General features: G+C 40.9%; 13 protein-coding genes. 6 read left to right on the top strand and 7 right to left on the bottom strand.

Features of this window, described 5'->3' with window-relative positions; genetic code table 11:
- Positions 1-85: 85 nt before the first annotated feature.
- On the top strand, positions 86-2,011 hold the full coding sequence (locus FRE64_RS06810) for an ABC-F family ATP-binding cassette domain-containing protein (RefSeq protein ID WP_146295265.1): 1,926 nt from the start codon (positions 86-88) through the stop codon (positions 2,009-2,011).
- 2 nt (positions 2,012-2,013) lie between these two features.
- Here FRE64_RS06810 and FRE64_RS06805 read toward each other — a convergent pair whose 3' ends face one another.
- The 5 genes from FRE64_RS06805 to petG all read right to left on the bottom strand — a co-directional run bounded on the left by FRE64_RS06805 (position 2,014) and on the right by petG (position 7,014).
- Positions 2,014-2,373 (bottom strand): DUF6464 family protein, encoded by a 360-nt coding sequence (locus FRE64_RS06805; protein ID WP_146295264.1) that lies wholly within the window; start codon positions 2,371-2,373, stop codon positions 2,014-2,016.
- A 36-nt stretch (positions 2,374-2,409) separates the two neighbouring features.
- On the bottom strand, positions 2,410-2,955 hold the full coding sequence (locus FRE64_RS06800; protein WP_146295263.1) for a putative colanic acid biosynthesis acetyltransferase: 546 nt from the start codon (positions 2,953-2,955) through the stop codon (positions 2,410-2,412).
- A 76-nt stretch (positions 2,956-3,031) separates the two neighbouring features.
- The gene (locus tag FRE64_RS06795) at positions 3,032-5,110 is read right to left on the bottom strand and encodes a magnesium chelatase subunit D family protein (protein ID WP_146295262.1); all 2,079 of its coding nucleotides are present in this window, start codon (positions 5,108-5,110) and stop codon (positions 3,032-3,034) included.
- A gap of 109 nt (positions 5,111-5,219) precedes the next feature.
- Positions 5,220-6,836, bottom strand: coding sequence for an ArnT family glycosyltransferase (locus tag FRE64_RS06790; protein WP_146295261.1), 1,617 nt, complete (start codon positions 6,834-6,836; stop codon positions 5,220-5,222).
- A gap of 76 nt (positions 6,837-6,912) precedes the next feature.
- A complete protein-coding gene (gene petG, locus FRE64_RS06785) occupies positions 6,913-7,014 on the bottom strand; it encodes a cytochrome b6-f complex subunit V (RefSeq protein WP_146295260.1) in 102 nt (33 codons plus the stop codon).
- A 215-nt stretch (positions 7,015-7,229) separates the two neighbouring features.
- Between petG and FRE64_RS06780 the strand changes: the two genes are divergently transcribed.
- Positions 7,230-7,607 (top strand): c-type cytochrome, encoded by a 378-nt coding sequence (locus tag FRE64_RS06780; protein WP_146295259.1) that lies wholly within the window; start codon positions 7,230-7,232, stop codon positions 7,605-7,607.
- Here the strand turns inward: FRE64_RS06780 and FRE64_RS06775 are convergent.
- Positions 7,604-9,337 carry an ABC transporter ATP-binding protein gene (locus tag FRE64_RS06775; protein ID WP_146297301.1) on the bottom strand — a complete coding sequence of 578 codons (1,734 nt, stop codon included), beginning with the start codon at positions 9,335-9,337 and terminating at the stop codon, positions 7,604-7,606. The two genes, FRE64_RS06780 and FRE64_RS06775, sit on opposite strands and share 4 nt — an antisense overlap.
- 252 nt (positions 9,338-9,589) lie before the next feature.
- Between FRE64_RS06775 and deoC the strand changes: the two genes are divergently transcribed.
- The 4 genes from deoC (at position 9,590) to FRE64_RS06755 (ending at position 13,779) form a co-directional block, all read left to right on the top strand.
- Positions 9,590-10,279 carry a deoxyribose-phosphate aldolase gene (gene deoC / locus FRE64_RS06770; RefSeq protein WP_146295258.1) on the top strand — a complete coding sequence of 230 codons (690 nt, stop codon included), beginning with the start codon at positions 9,590-9,592 and terminating at the stop codon, positions 10,277-10,279.
- 43 nt (positions 10,280-10,322) lie between these two features.
- Positions 10,323-11,186 (top strand): DNA repair protein RecO, encoded by an 864-nt coding sequence (gene recO / locus FRE64_RS06765; protein WP_146295257.1) that lies wholly within the window; start codon positions 10,323-10,325, stop codon positions 11,184-11,186.
- Positions 11,158-12,528, top strand: a complete 1,371-nt coding sequence (locus tag FRE64_RS06760) for an MFS transporter (protein ID WP_146295256.1) — start codon at positions 11,158-11,160, stop codon at positions 12,526-12,528. The genes recO and FRE64_RS06760 overlap by 29 nt, the downstream gene beginning before the upstream one ends.
- A gap of 102 nt (positions 12,529-12,630) precedes the next feature.
- Positions 12,631-13,779 carry a glycosyltransferase family 4 protein gene (locus tag FRE64_RS06755; protein WP_146295255.1) on the top strand — a complete coding sequence of 383 codons (1,149 nt, stop codon included), beginning with the start codon at positions 12,631-12,633 and terminating at the stop codon, positions 13,777-13,779.
- A gap of 54 nt (positions 13,780-13,833) precedes the next feature.
- On the opposite strand, the gene FRE64_RS06750 is transcribed toward FRE64_RS06755, so the two are convergent.
- Positions 13,834-15,213, bottom strand: a complete 1,380-nt coding sequence (locus FRE64_RS06750; protein ID WP_146295254.1) for a gluconeogenesis factor YvcK family protein — start codon at positions 15,211-15,213, stop codon at positions 13,834-13,836.
- Positions 15,214-15,466: the final 253 nt, after the last annotated feature.

The following is a 15,466-nucleotide window of genomic DNA, read 5'->3' as shown; positions in this document are numbered from 1 at the left end:
ACCTTATTGGGCTATTTTAGGGTAACTATGATATTTACGGATCAGGGAATAAGCAATAACAAGTAAGGAATAATAAATAACAAAAATGTCAATTTTTACCCTCAAATCTGTTCAAAAAGACTTTGGAATTAAAGAAATTTTACGGGATGCAACGTTTAGCATTGATGAAACGGATAAAGTCGGGTTAATTGGTACTAATGGTTCTGGGAAATCCACGCTTCTTAAAATGTTAGCAGGACTAGAACCGATTGATAGTGGAGAATTGATCAAAAATCAAAATGCGCGATCAGTTTATCTTCCCCAACAACCAGAAGTTGATGAAAATAACACCGTTTTAGAACAAGTTTTAGCCAGTAGTGGCGAACAAATTAAACTGATTAAAGAATACGAAAATCTCTCTGAAAAACTAGCCAGTGATCCCAATAATAATCAACTACTATCTCGCTTTTCTACAGTCACTCAACAAATGGATGCCATGGGAACATGGGAGTTAGAAACCCAAGCCCAGATTATATTAGATAAATTAGGATTACATGATTTTCATACCCCCGTTAAAAACTTATCAGGAGGAGAACGGAAACGAGTCGCGTTAACCGCTGCTTTACTCTCTGATCCTGATGTTTTATTAATGGACGAACCCACTAACCATTTAGACGCTGACTCTGTGGAATGGCTACAAAACTATTTAAATAACTTTCGCGGTGCCTTATTATTAATCACTCATGATCGTTACTTTTTAGATCGCGTTACCAATCGCATTTTAGAAATTGATCGCGCTGATTTGTATAACTATGATGGCAATTATTCTTATTACTTAGAGAAAAAAGGAGAAATTGAAGCGGCTGAAGCTAGTCACCGACAAAAATATAAAACTGTGTTAAGACGAGAACTAGCATGGTTAAAACAGGGGCCAAAAGCAAGAAGTACAAAACAAAAAGCCCGTATTAAAGCCATTGACGAACTAAAAAATACAGAATTTAAAGAAGAAAAAGGAAAAGTTGATATTTCTACCCCGACTCGTCGTATTGGGAAGAAAGTTATTGAAGTAGAGAATATCAGTAAATCTTATAAAAATCAAACCTTAATTAAAGATTTCACCTATGAATTTAGTCCTAATGATCGCATTGGGATTATTGGCAAAAATGGGGCTGGAAAATCTACTTTAATGGATATTGTAACGGGTCGTGTTGAACCTGATACAGGAAAAGTTGATATCGGCGGAACCATTCATATCGGTTACTTTGATCAGCATTCTGAGAACCTTCTTCAAGCGAAAAATGAAAATCAGCGTGTCATTGAATACCTTAAAGACATTGCAGAATATGTCAAAACCGCAGATGGAACATTAATCACCGCCTCGCAAATGTTGGAACGATTTTTATTTCCACCGAACCAACAATATATTCCCTTACATAAACTCTCTGGCGGTGAAAGAAGACGCTTATTTCTGCTGAAAGTCTTAATGAGTGCGCCCAATGTTTTAATTTTAGACGAACCCACCAATGATTTAGATGTCCAAACCTTAAGTGTGTTAGAAGACTATCTCGAAGAATTTAACGGCTGCGTGATTACTGTTTCTCATGATCGCTATTTTCTAGATCGAACAGTTAATCAAATTTTCGCCTTTACTGAGGGAGGAAATATTAAACTTTACCCTGGTAATTATTCCACCTATTTAGATTATAAGCAAGCTGAAGAGGCAGAAAAAAACTCAGAAAAATCTGTCACTAAAACAGAAAAAACGAAATCTAAAACCAATAGAAAAGCAAAAAAACAACCTTTACAAAAATCTCGCCGTCTCTCCAATTGGGAAAGAAAAGAGTTAGAAGAACTAGAAACAAAAATTCCTCAAATGGAAGCAGAAAAAGAAGAATTAGAACAAACTATGTACACCATTCCTGCGGAAAAATATAGTGAATTGCAAAAGTTATCGGAACAAGTGGCTAGTTTAGAAGAGTCTATTGAAACCGCAACGAATCGCTGGTTAGAATTAGCAGAGAAGGAAGAATAACATTAATCCTTAATAGGTTCGTAAAATGGACATCCTTGACAGGGGCCATTGGGATTTACTGCACAGCGTAAAAGTTCTGATCGCGCGTTATACTGACAAGTAATATCGCCAATTACCCATTTTCCTTCTAAATAAGTGGCTTCCTCTGGGGGTTGGGCTGGTTGCACATAAACCGACATCTTGTCTAATTTATAGCCACCAACTCGGTATTGATAATGGTGGTGACGTTCCAGAATGCGATAGGTCTCCCCATGAATCTCAATATGTTGTCCAGGCTGTGGTTTTGAGTCAAGGTAAATTTTTCCTAAAGACTGGCGGGTATCGGTGAGAATAATCTCAGTGGGAAGTGAATCTAACTCCATGGTTACCCTCTTGAGGACACTAACCCGATATTAACATTAGTTATTAATAATACGCTTTTTCGTGGCTTGGGCTGGGTTTCCCACATAAATTGTCATCGCCTCTAAAGATTTTCCTGTTACAGAACCTAAGCCTAAAATTGCTCCTTTTTTAATAGTAACCCCTGGCCCAATGATAGCCTGGGCTGCAATCCAACTTCCAGTTTCAATAATAATTGGTTCAGTAATTAACTTAAAATTAGGATCGCTCCAACTATGATTTCCTGTACATAAATAAACCCCTTGAGATAAACAAACATGACTTTCAATTGTCACTTGCGCTAAATTATCAATCCAAAGATTTTCGCCTAACCAAGCATAATTTCCTACTGATAATCGCCAAGGAAACTTAACTAAAACGCCAGGCTTAATCCTCACTCCTTCCCCAATTTTAGCCCCGAATAAACGTAATAAAAATACTTTTAATCCTGATAAAGGAAGCCAATAACTTTTCACTAACGGGCAGCCAACAAAGTACCAGAGAATTTGTTTGATTAATGAAGCACCAACGGTATAATCACCCGTGGTGTAATTGTTAAGGTACATCTGATTCAATTGCTAATGTCATTAGTTATTGGCTTAAAAAGTTAGTAGTACCTACAGAGTAATTGAGGACGCTTAACTATTTCATATCCCCAATCGCTTGTTTTGCCATTCCCGCGATCGCGCTATCTGTGGCTTTCGGAAGATGATAATAATTCCCTCCGGCAGCTTTTGCTAACTCTTTAGCAAACCCCGTAGAAACAAACTTATTCTCAGTATCAATCACTAATAATTTCACTCCAATCGCGCGAATTTTGCCAGCAATTTCTAATAACTCCTCCTTAATATTAGGCTTTTCTTCTGGTAAAGGTTCACCCAGCGATCGCGCTAAGGGAATATTCCCCCGTCCATCCGTAATCGCCACCAAAATCACTTGTCCCACATCTCCAGACATTTGAGCATTCATTCCCACATGAACCGCCTGCGTTAAACCGTGGGCTAAAGGAGATCCCCCACCGCAAGGTAACTTCTCTAAACGATTTCTTGCCATAGAAATAGAACGAGTCGGCGGTAACAACACCTCCGCTTGTTCTCCTCGGAAGGGAATTAACGCCACCTGATCGCGATTTTCATACGCCTCTGTCAACAGTTTTAATACTGCCCCTTTCGCCGACTGCATCCGATTAAGCGCCATTGATCCCGATGCATCCACCAAAAAGACTACTAAAGCCCCAGCTTTCCGTGCCAGACGTTTCGAGCGCATATCACTTTGTTCCACAATGACACGCCGATCTGGATAACGGAGTCGTCGGGCTTTTTGATAGGGGGCAGCTGCTCTTAAAGTCGCATCCACTGCAATCCGTTTTACTTTCCCTTTCGGAAGCATCGGTTTCACATAACGCCCCCGTTCATCCGAGAAAATTAAACCGCGACTTCCTGATGTTCCCTGCTGTTTCGCCATTTGCGAAAAATACAGCACCGTGGGATCCATAATTACCCCCTCTGAATCAAATACAAACTCCTCAGGAATTTGCGGCGCTTCTTGTTCCTCATCCTCTTCTCCCTCATCATCTTGGGGAGACTCCTCCTCTTGACTTTCAGGAGGTTGTTCCGGCTGATCTTGAGGGGAATTATCCTCTTGAGGCTGTTCTTGATCCTGATTTTGATCCTGATCTTCGGGTTCATTTTCCGGGGGAGGGGGTGGCGGTTCTTGTTCATCTGGCGGCGTTTGCGCCACTGTGGAACGAGGAACAATTACTAACTCCACAGCACGGCGTAAATCATCCCCTGTTACCTGATTACGCCCATCTAAGGCTGCAGCAGCTTTTGCCACTCTCACCGCAAACAATTCAGCGCGATGTCCTTGTACCACCCCTCTTACCGCTTCTTCTACCAGATAATTAATTTGTTCTGGGGAAATGGTCACCTCTTTCAACCATTCCCGAGCAAGAATAATATCAGTGCGTAACCCCTCTAAATCCTCCTCATATTGCTGCAGAAATTCATTTTGAGAGCTAGCAAAGCCAATTGCCTGTTCTACTGCTTGCACTCTTTGATCTAAGGCTAATACGCCATCTGCAGAAAGGGTAATGGCAATGCGATCTAATAAATGTTCTCGTAAAGGCTTTTCTTCTGGATTATATGTCGCAATCAGAAGAGGTTTGCAAGGGTGCTGAAAACTAATCCCCTCCCGTTCAATAATATTGCGTCCCTCGGTTAAAACGGATAGTAACTGATTCGCAATTTGGTCATCGAGGAGATTAATTTCATCAATGTAGAGAACGCCGCGATGGGCTTGGGCTAACAGTCCAGGTTGAAAGACCGTTTTTCCTTCTCGCACTGACTTTTCTACATCCACTGAGCCCAGTAAGCGATCTTCTGTCACACCGAGGGGAATTTGGACAAAAGGAGCGCGAATCACCTCTGTCGGGATTTCCGTCGTATCACCATAGAGTTTAAACGTATCATCATCCCATTCCTCAGGATTTTGGGGATCACAGTTAGCAATGGAATCTTTAACAATTTCAATGGGTGGCAATAGAGAATGAATCGCCCGCGCCATCACTGATTTTGCTGTCCCGCGTTTGCCAGAGATAGCAATTCCTCCCAGTTTGGGATCAACTGCACCGAGGAGTAACGCCAGCTTGATGGCTTCTTGTCCGACAACTGCGGTAAGCGGAAAGGTATAGTTGGTAGAAGAAGTGGTTAGAGTAGTCATAATACCTATTTTGGCAAATTTTCCGCAGTTTGTTAAGTATGCTTATTCTACTGCAACTTTCTGTATATTCCCCTAATTGAAGTTTCCTTGAATGCAGACCGAAGAAAAGCTATTCTAAGGTAGAAGGAGTGAGTAAATTCCAGTTAGGTGGCGCTTGATGATGTTGCCAGTCATGATCAATGAAATCTAGTTCCTCTAAAGTTTCGGTATCAACTAATAAATAAGTATTTTTAGATTGTTCTGCATAAAATTTTAATTCTTCTGTACTTGCTGGGATAACTTCCCTTTGTGCATAAAAATTCAAAGAAGGTCGTTCCTCAGGATAGGAGGTATAAATTGGGGCTTGATCAGGAACATAGTCTCGGATTAACATAGCCACTGGTTGCACAGGATAGGCTTCATTTAATTCCCAGATCCAATGGGGAGAACTGACTAAAAATAGTAAGGATAAATAAGTTCCCCAGACTAACATACTAATAAATTGGGAATCTCGTTTTAGAATTAAAGAACCACTAATTCCTGTGGTCAATCCCACAGTTAAAAAAATTAAAATTAATTCATAGCTGGTTTGTTCTTCTAAGGCATAATAAATACTGATTCCAATTGCACCTAAGCCCAACAGTAGTAACAAAAAGCCCCAATGACGAGGGTAATTGTATTCTTGGGGATAACGTAACACCTCATTTAGAATTGCGCCTGTTATCAATGCTAAAAAAGGGTAAAGGGGCAAAATATACCAGGGTAATCTTGCACTCATTACAAAGACAAAAACAAAATAAAACCCACTGCCTACTAAAGTTAACTTCGCCCAACCCCAGAGTTGTTCTTCCCAAGCGAAACGTAGTCCCGCAATAGTAAAAATTAGCCATGGTAGGAACTGAAGTAAGTGCAACCAATGATACCAAGGGCGATTACTATCACCTACTGATTCCCAAATTGGTTGGAAAGATTGAAAAAGTATCTCTGTGTCTAGCAATTGATCTTGATAATGAAACCAGTGAATTCCATAGCAAGCAATTGCCGGTAAACAGCCAATGAAAATACCTCCCCAAAAATAGAAACTCCTTAATAAGCGTGGGGTATCCCAAGCTAGAAAGCCAAACGCAATACTTGCTAGTAAGACTGCTATGATTCCTTGAGTGAGAGAAATAAGGCTTAAACTTAATCCAATGCCTAAACACCAACGTAAATCACGGCGCGATCGCAGCAAAGACCATAATAATAAAACCTGAAAGGCAATTAAAGCCCCTCCTAACATGGCGAAACGCCCATTACGGACTAATGGTAAACTGGTTAAATAAACTAATGTGGACAATAAAGCTGGTTGTCGAATGATGAAAAGTTCTCTTCCCACGCCATAAAATAAAGGGACAGAGATCGTCATTAACAGCGCAATAGGCAAGCGAGCTGCTGTTTCATTGATACCAAAAAGTCGATAGAAAAGAGCAATAAGATTGTGTACTAACGGTAGTTGCTCAAGATAAGGTTCTCCCCACAGAGTTGGAAATAACCAGCGATCGCTGTTTTCAGGTGCATTAATGATCTCTCGGGCCACTTGCGCGATCGTGCCTTCATTCCAATCTCGAAGCGGCAAATTGCCTAAGTTAATCGTAAATAATAATAACCCTGCCAGTAACAGGGTAATTACAATTAACTTTTCAGTCCAAGGATAAGGATTAGGAAGACGGTTAGTTGAGCCATCCCCTGCAAATGTTTGTCGATCCATAACTAACAATAATCACACTCACCTTTTCTCCCACTCTCCCTATCTGACATGACATATTCCCCCTCACGACTAGAAGTTAGTTTGTGCGTCGATACTGCTGATAAGCAGCAAAGAATAAGCCAGCTAGCGTAACAAAAATTAAGCCAAGTACGATTCCGAGTAATAGTGGTTCAATCATAAAGGGTTGCTCCTTAAGGAATATTAAATCAATATTTTACATTTTGACATCTTTTCCCCTGAGATTATAGGGTAGGGAACGCCCCAATATCAATTTTTCTCAATTACCTAAGATAGAGGCAAAATAATGCATAACACAAGAAACCAAATTAACGGTAACATTTAGTTAGAAGTGTTTAACAAACTTAATTAAACGTGGAGAGTACAGAAAAGATCGTGGCAGATCAGGCGGCTAAACCAGCAATAGCAACGGTGAAGCAATTGGCAATTGTAATCATTGGAGCTGTGCTTCTAGTTGGGGTTGTGGTGGTTGGCGTGTACCTCTATCGAGTTTCTGATCCCTATGTTCAAGAGGTTTTATCGGTATCGAGTGATCCTGAAAGAGGCAAAGCAATTTTTCAAATTAATTGTGCTGGCTGTCATGGGACAAAAGCTGATGGACATGTGGGTCCCAGTCTTCACAATATCTCAGAACGGAAATCTGAATTAAATTTAATTAATCAAGTCATTAGTGGCGATACTCCACCTATGCCTAAGTTTCAACCAGATCCTCAAGATATGTCAGATTTATTAGGGTATTTAGAAACCCTTTAACCTTGATAGAACTGCTGGGCATAAAATTGAGCATAACGAGATCGCTCTGCAAGGAGTTGTCCATGAGTTCCTGTTTCAATAATTTTGCCATTTTCTAAGACAAAAATGCGATCTGCTCCACGTACTGTTGCGAGACGATGAGCAATAATAAAAACAGTGCGATCTTTGAGTAATCGATCTAAGGCTTCTTGAACCAGTGCTTCTGATTCGGAATCAAGAGCAGAAGTGGCTTCATCTAAAATAAGGATTGTGGGGTCAAGTAAAACAGCCCGCGCGATCGCGATTCGCTGTCGTTGTCCGCCAGAAAGATTAACCCCTCGTTCTCCCACATAAGTATAATACCCCTGAGATAATTGAGAAATAAACTGATGAGCATTGGCAATTTTGGCTGCTTCTTGGATAGTTTCTAAAGGCTTGTTAGGTTGTCCAAAGGCAATATTGTCTGCAATTGTCCCAGAAAATAAGATCGTTTCTTGAGGAACAAGGGCAATTTGACCACGTAAACTATTGAGTGTGACCTCTCGAATGTTGATTCCATCAATGAAAATATTGCCCTGTTGAGGATCGTAAAACCGAAGAAGTAAATTTACTAAACTGGTTTTTCCCGCTCCAGAACTTCCAACTAAGGCGATCATTTCTCCAGGATCAACGGTGAAATTAAGATCTTTTAATACCCATTCCTTAGTTTGAGAATAAGCGAACCAAACATGATCATATTTTATTTTTCCTTGTACACTGGGAAGCGCGATCGCGCCATCTTGTTCTTTTTCTCGTGGCTGCACCCTCATTAACTCAAATACTCTCCCCACTGACGCTTCCCCCTGCTTAAACTCATTGTAATTAGCGGTGGTAATCGAAATAGGATCAATAAGCATTAAAACCGCCGCCCCATAACTGATAAACTCACTGGTACTCAAATTACCAGCAGCAATTTGCCATCCCCCTAACAAAAACAGTAGTAAAACAGCTAAGGCTTCTAAAAATCCCACAATCGGAAATTGAATTGCCTTTAAGCGTTCGGTAGCATATCTGGCTTTACGATTTTGTTCGGCTTCAGCACAAAATTTATTAAAGGTGTAATCCTCGGCAGCAAAGGCTTTAATTAAACGGATCCCACTAAACACTTCCGTTAAACTTGAGGAAAGATCAGCAATATAATTTTGACTCCGTCGAGAGAGGGTTTGCACTTTTTCACCAAACCAAGTGACAATAAAAGCGATCACAGGAGCAATTACCATTAAAGCAAGGGTTAACTGCCAATTAAGATAAATCACATAGATAAAAATCGCTATTAACTGTAAAAGACTAGGAACAAATTGCTGGAAAAACTTGTTCACCACTTCCCCTACACGATCAATATCTTCTGTGAGACGATACGATAAGTCGCCAGTGCGAGTAGCTTCAAAGTAATCAATGCTCAGAGTTTGCAAATGTTGATAGACACTTGTTCTCACCTGATAGGCAATATTAAGCGCTGCCTTTGCCATGATTGAGTCTTGCCCATATTGTGCCACCTTCTGAACAAGGAAAGTCAGGGCAATCAGCCCAGCCAATTGAGCACTACGAGCCACATCCCCTTCTCCTACCGCCGTAGAAATTAATCCTGCTAATGAAGCTAGAACTGGCCAAAGACCAACAAAAACGACGGTACAGACAAGAGCTTGACTAATGGTAATAAATTCTGGACGAAGATAGGGCAACAGTTGCCAATAAGAAAAAGGTTGTTTCAAGGGTAAAGTTAAAACGACTCCATTAACAATTTTATTGGGGGGTTCTGATCGCATCTAAGATAACACTAATTAGAATAGGGATGTCCCGGCGGATTTTGTTTGCAAACAAGGAATAGATGACCAAGAACTATTGGCAACACTAATGCCCAAGTGCTTCTCAGTAGTCAGGTTGTAGTGTTGTTACTTCTGTTAATTTTTTATTGTCTTCGTTATGAATCTATTTAATAAAATAAGTTTCTAAAAGGTTGATCTATGGTAATTAGTCGAGATATTGAGATTGCAAAGTATATTGATCATGCCCTGCTTAATCCAGCAGCAACGGTAGAAGACGTGCAACGATGCTGTAATGAAGCGTGGCAACATAATTTTCCGACAGTTTGTGTCTATCCCACGGCGGTACGACAAGCAAGAGACTACTTACAGGGAAAATTGCAACAAGTCTGTACGGTAATTGGGTTTCCTACAGGGGCAACCACCACAGGGGCTAAATTGTATGAAGCCCAAGAAGCGGTGGAAAATGGGGCAACAGAATTAGATGTGGTGATTAATCTCGGTTGGCTAAAATCAGGAGATGCCAATCGGGTGAATAAAGAAATTGCTCAAATTTGTGAGGAAACTGGGGTAACTGTAAAGGCGATTATTGAAACAGGATTATTAAATCAGGAAGAAAAACAATTAGCAGTAGAAGCCTGTTTAGATGCGGGAGTTGCCTTTATTAAAACTAATACTGGCTGGTTTGGAGGCGCAACCGTTGCTGATGTGGAGTTAATTCGCGAAATTAGTGGCGGACAAGTGGGGATCAAAGCCTCAGGAGGGATTCGGGATGTTCAAAGCGCGATCGCGCTCATTGATGCTGGGGCAAACCGTCTTGGTACCTCTCGGGGCATACTTTTACTACAACAACAGAAAAAAATGGGCTTTTCAGAGGATGCCGGTAAGTAGGATTTCCCTGCTATGGTGAAGAGTGTGGTTTAATTGTGTCAGCATGAGTCAAACCTATCAAGTAACGGGCATTAACTTAAAAGGGATGCCTATGGGAGAGCGCGATCGGCTATTAACGATTCTGACCCCAGAATATGGGCTGATTCAAGCTGTTGCTGGGGGAGCGCGAAAATATCAGTCGCGATTACGGGGTCGTAGTGAATTATTTGTGGTTAATCAACTGCTACTAGTAAAAGGGCGTTCCTCCCTTTATCGCCTGACACAAGCAGAAACGCAACACACTTACTCTCAACTTAGTCAAAATTTGGGTAAACTTGCGATTAGTCAATACTTAGCAGAAATTGTCCTTTGCTTTGCCCTTAGTGAGCAACCGCAAGCGGAACTTTTTGCCCTGTTTTGCGAACATTTACACCGTATTGAAAATGCTTATGTCACTAGCCATAACCAGACAGAAACCCTCCTCCCCTTACTCAATCAAGGTATTTTTCATCTTTTATCCTTAGCCGGCATTGCCCCCCAATTGAACTACTGTTGCCTAACCCAAACGCCGTTGATGATTAATGAAGGGGATCCACAATGGTGCATTGGTTTTAGTTACCAGGCTGGAGGGATTATTTCCCCACAGGAAGAAATTCAGCATTCCCCATTGGTCAATCATGTCCTTAATGTTGGACAATTAAAATTATTGCAGCAGTTATCGCAATCGCAACTTCCCCATGGGTTAACAAAAGAAGTGGCTAATTTGCAGACCATAGAAAAATTACTAAGAAATTATACTCAATATCATTTTCATCGTTCAATTCGAGCAGCTAGTCTAGTTGATACCTTATTTAATGCCCACTCAGGTGTTGCCAATTCGATAAATTACCCATATAAAAATGAAGCTATCAGAACAAGAACAAGCTAAAACAACAGAAGATACCACTAATAACACAGAAGCACCCCTTTCTCAGTCAGAAGAGAACACTCAAGGCTTTCTTCCGGTGCTTAAAAATTATCGCTTTTTAACGCTTTGGAATGGTCAAATTTTTTCCCAACTCGCGGATAAAGTGTATTTAGTGTTAATGATTGGCATCATTGCTAGTCATTTTCAACGCCCGGATCAAACGATTAGCGGTTGGGTATCAGCGATTATGATTGCCTTTACCATCCCGGCAGTTTTATTTGGATCGTTAGCCGGAGTTTATGTTGATCGTTGGTCGAAAAAATTGGTTTTAGTGGGAACTAATCTGGTGCGTGGACTTCTAGTTTGGTCAGTTCCAGCACTACTTTACTTATCTCAAGACTTATCTCCTTGGTTTAATTTACCTGTAGGTTTTTGGATATTATTAATTATTACCTTTTTAGTTTCCACCCTTACTCAGTTTTTTGCCCCTGCTGAACAAACGGCAATTCCTCTATTAGTGAAACGGAAAAACCTGCTTCCGGCAAACTCTCTTTACACAACTACCATGATGGCTTCAGTGATTATTGGTTTTGCTGTAGGAGAACCGTTATTAGGTTTAACTGAAACCTTTACCAACTGGTTAGGATTAACTTGGGATTTTAGTAAAGAATTAGTTGTGGGAGGGGGCTACGCGATCGCGGGATTAATTTTAATTCCTCTCAATCTCACAGAAAGCCCCCAAAGTAAAGAAGAAAAACCCCATGTTTTTCAAGATATCTGGGAAGGCATTCAATACTTACGCCAAAATCATCGCGTGCGTAACGCCATGGTACAGTTAGTAATTTTATTCTGTATTTTTGCCGCCTTAGCTGTTTTAGCGGTGCGTTTAGCTGAAACGTTACCTAACTTAGAATCAGACCAGTTTGGCTTTATTTTAGCCGCTGGTGGTGTTGGCATGGCAGTGGGGGCAGCATTCCTCGGTAACTGGGGACAACGCATCTCACGGCGACAATTAGGCTTATGGGGGTCATTTGGCATGGCAGGTTCTCTAGTGGGATTAGCCTTGTTTACTACGGATCTCACCTTTTCCTTAATTATTACCACATTATTAGGCTTTTTTGGGGCATTAGTGGGGATTCCCATGCAAACCACTATCCAAGAAGAAACCCCTGAAAGTAAACGCGGAAAAGTCTTTGGATTACAAAATAATGCGGTAAATATTGCCTTAAGTTTACCCCTAGCTTTAGCCAGTGTTGCTGAAACCATTTTTGGCTTAGAAGCTGTGTTATTAGGATTAGCAGCAACAGCCATTGTCGGTGGTATTTTAACTTGGTATATTTCCCAGACAGGAGGCAAAAATTGACAAGTAACAGTTAATAACTGAAAATTCTTTATTAGTTATTGATTACTGTTATGGTGGTCGATCACTGATAGCTGATCACGTCCACTTTTAAGTTTGAGTTATATGCACATCGCTTGGCTAGGAAAAAAGTCGCCTTTTTGTGGGAATGTTACCTATAGTCGTACGATTACTAATGCCTTAATTGAACGAGGCTATGATGTTAGCTTTCTTCACTTTACCCAAGGAGAAGCTGACTCTCAAGAATGGCCAGATTTTACTGAGGTATTTTTACCCTGTCTTTATAAATCTCAGGTTTATACTATTCCCACATTAGGTTCTAGCCACCGATTGCGCCAAAGTTTAGAAAAACTTAAGCCTGATCTGGTTCATGCTTCTCTCACCCTTTCGCCACTAGATTTTCGATTGCCAGAAATTTGTCGATCCCTCAATATTCCTCTGGTGGCAACTTTTCACCCTGCTTTTGATAAAAAACTTCGCAATCTTAAGTCAAGTACCCAACTTCTTACTTACCAACTTTATGCCCCATTTCTTGCCCATTATGATCGCGTGATTGTTTTTTCTCGCCTACAACGGGATTTATTGGTACGTCTTGGGGTTCCAGAAGAGACTTTAGCCGTTATTCCCAATGGCATTGATGAATCCAAATATTCTCCTGGTCAGTCTAATTTTAAGGAGTCGATTGGGGCAGAACGTCTATTTGTGTATCAAGGACGAGTTTCTACGGAAAAAAATGTTGAGTCTTTATTAAAAGCCTGGAAGCATTGTGAATTAGGAGAAACTTCAAAGTTAGTCATTGTTGGTGATGGTCCCTTAGTAAGTTCTCTCAAGCCGTTTTATAACAAACGTCATGGGGTGATTTGGTTTGGCTTTGTAGCTAATGAAGAAAAACGCATTGAAATTCTGAGGGCTGCAGATGTGTTTATTCTCCCCTCTTTAGTAGAAGGATTATCATTATCTCTATTAGAGGGAATGGGGTGTGGAATTGCTTGTGTCGCCACTGATGCTGGTGCAGACGGAGAAGTATTAGAAGATGGGGCTGGGGTTGTTTTAAAGACCAATCGCGTTACGGCTCAACTAAAAACCTTATTGCCTGTTCTAGAAGAACATCCCGAATTAACGAAACTTTTAGGAGAAAAAGCCAGAGCAAGGGTTTTAGATCGCTATACCCTTCAAAATAATATTTCCCAATTAGAAATACTTTATCAAGAAGCAATTAAGTCTTATCAAGAATCTTTAATGAATCGCAATTAACCTATGTTGTATCCTTGTGCTGGGGACTCCCAATCTAGTCTATAGAAACTTATCTTATTGCGCTCTGCTATACCAGCGCATAATCGCTTTCCCTAAACGATAAGGATCATGGCGAACATGACCAATTTTGGGGTCTTCAAACATAACATTAGCAAGCACTAAGCGACGCTTTAGGCTTCTAATTGCTTCTCGATCTACATAAACCGGATGAGAAAGTTCTTCGGCGTAACGTTGTAGGCTAGTAGGGTTAGGAGAACGGCTCTGGGCTAAAACGGCTTTGAATAAAGGATGGGGAGACACCTGATCAATGGCACGAATATGATCTGAGACGGTATAGTCATCAGTTTCCCCAGGTTGGGTCATAATATTACAGATATAGAGGCTGGGAGCTTGACTGCGTTGCAAGGCTTGACGAATTTCGGGAACTAGTAAGTTAGGAATAATACTGGTATAGAGGCTTCCGGGGCCAATTAAAATTAAATCCGCTTCTTCAATGGCTTTTACTGCTGCTGGTAGGGCTGGTGGGTTTTCAGGATAACACCCTAAATGACGAATTTTGCCCCCTGCTTCTGTAATTTGTGATTCCCCTTCAATAATTTGCCCATCTTCCATTTCGGCAACTAATCGCATATCAACTAGGGTGGCCGGTAAAACTTGTCCGCGCACCGCTAATACTTTAGAACTAGCAGAAATGGCTTGCTCTAAGTCTCCCGTTACATTATTCATTGCTGAGAGAAAAAGATTGCCAAAACTATGTCCTGTTAACCCTTCTCCTGCACTAAACCGATATTGGAATAATTCAGTGAGTAGCTTTTCTTCATCAGCAAGGGCGGCTAAACAGTTACGAATATCCCCAGGGGGAAGCATTCCCTGTTCTCGCCTTAGTCTTCCAGAAGAGCCGCCATCATCAGCCACAGTGACAATAGCAGAAATATTCGCGCTGTAGGTTTTAATGCCTCGCAAGAGCGTAGAAAGTCCAGTGCCGCCTCCAATAGCAACAATTTTGGGACCTTTAACTAATTTACGATGGGTGGTGAGAACATCAATGAGTTCTTTATCTTGATCAGGGTTCAGCACTTCTGAAATAGAACCCACGGTGCGAGATTGTCCCCAAAAGATTAAGAATAATCCTAACAAAAGCGCGATCGGGCCAGAAATATAACTAGGAACAAATGTGGCAATGGTTTCTAAAAAACCTGATATGAGCTCAATGAAAAAGAAAATGGGAGTTAATTGCGCCCATATCGCGAGTCCGAGACTGGTTAATAGCACGCCTAAAATGCTGATAAATAACCAGCGTTTGATAAAAATGCCTGGGGCAAGCCACATAAACCAGCGATTGAGACGACGACTGCGCGAACCTATTTTTACAGATTTTGCAGGTTTCTTCTTTTGGAACTGACGGCGCAATCGTTTGATCAGCGGATTTGCCATAACGATATCTTTTCAGATTCAGGTGTAAGTCTAGCAACACTTTAGCCTAGTTAGCTCCTCTCGTCACGTTATCTAGGGGGAGTTTCCTTTCTTCACATTTTTTAATGGTGCGACAATTGCTTCTTATGGGAGGTGTTGTCATTAATCTTCCCATTGATGAAGGTTAGTTTTAGTGCTATGGGGAAGGATTATTTCCTTTCCCTTTTTCTAGTTAAAGACTCAGTTATTTGGTGAGTTATGAAACCCAAGTTCT

It is taken from the genome of Euhalothece natronophila Z-M001 (genome assembly GCF_007904085.1).
Lineage (GTDB): Bacteria > Cyanobacteriota > Cyanobacteriia > Cyanobacteriales > Rubidibacteraceae > Halothece > Halothece natronophila.
Note: the sequence above shows the minus strand (reverse complement) of the source record. Positions and strands in the feature narration are given on the sequence as shown.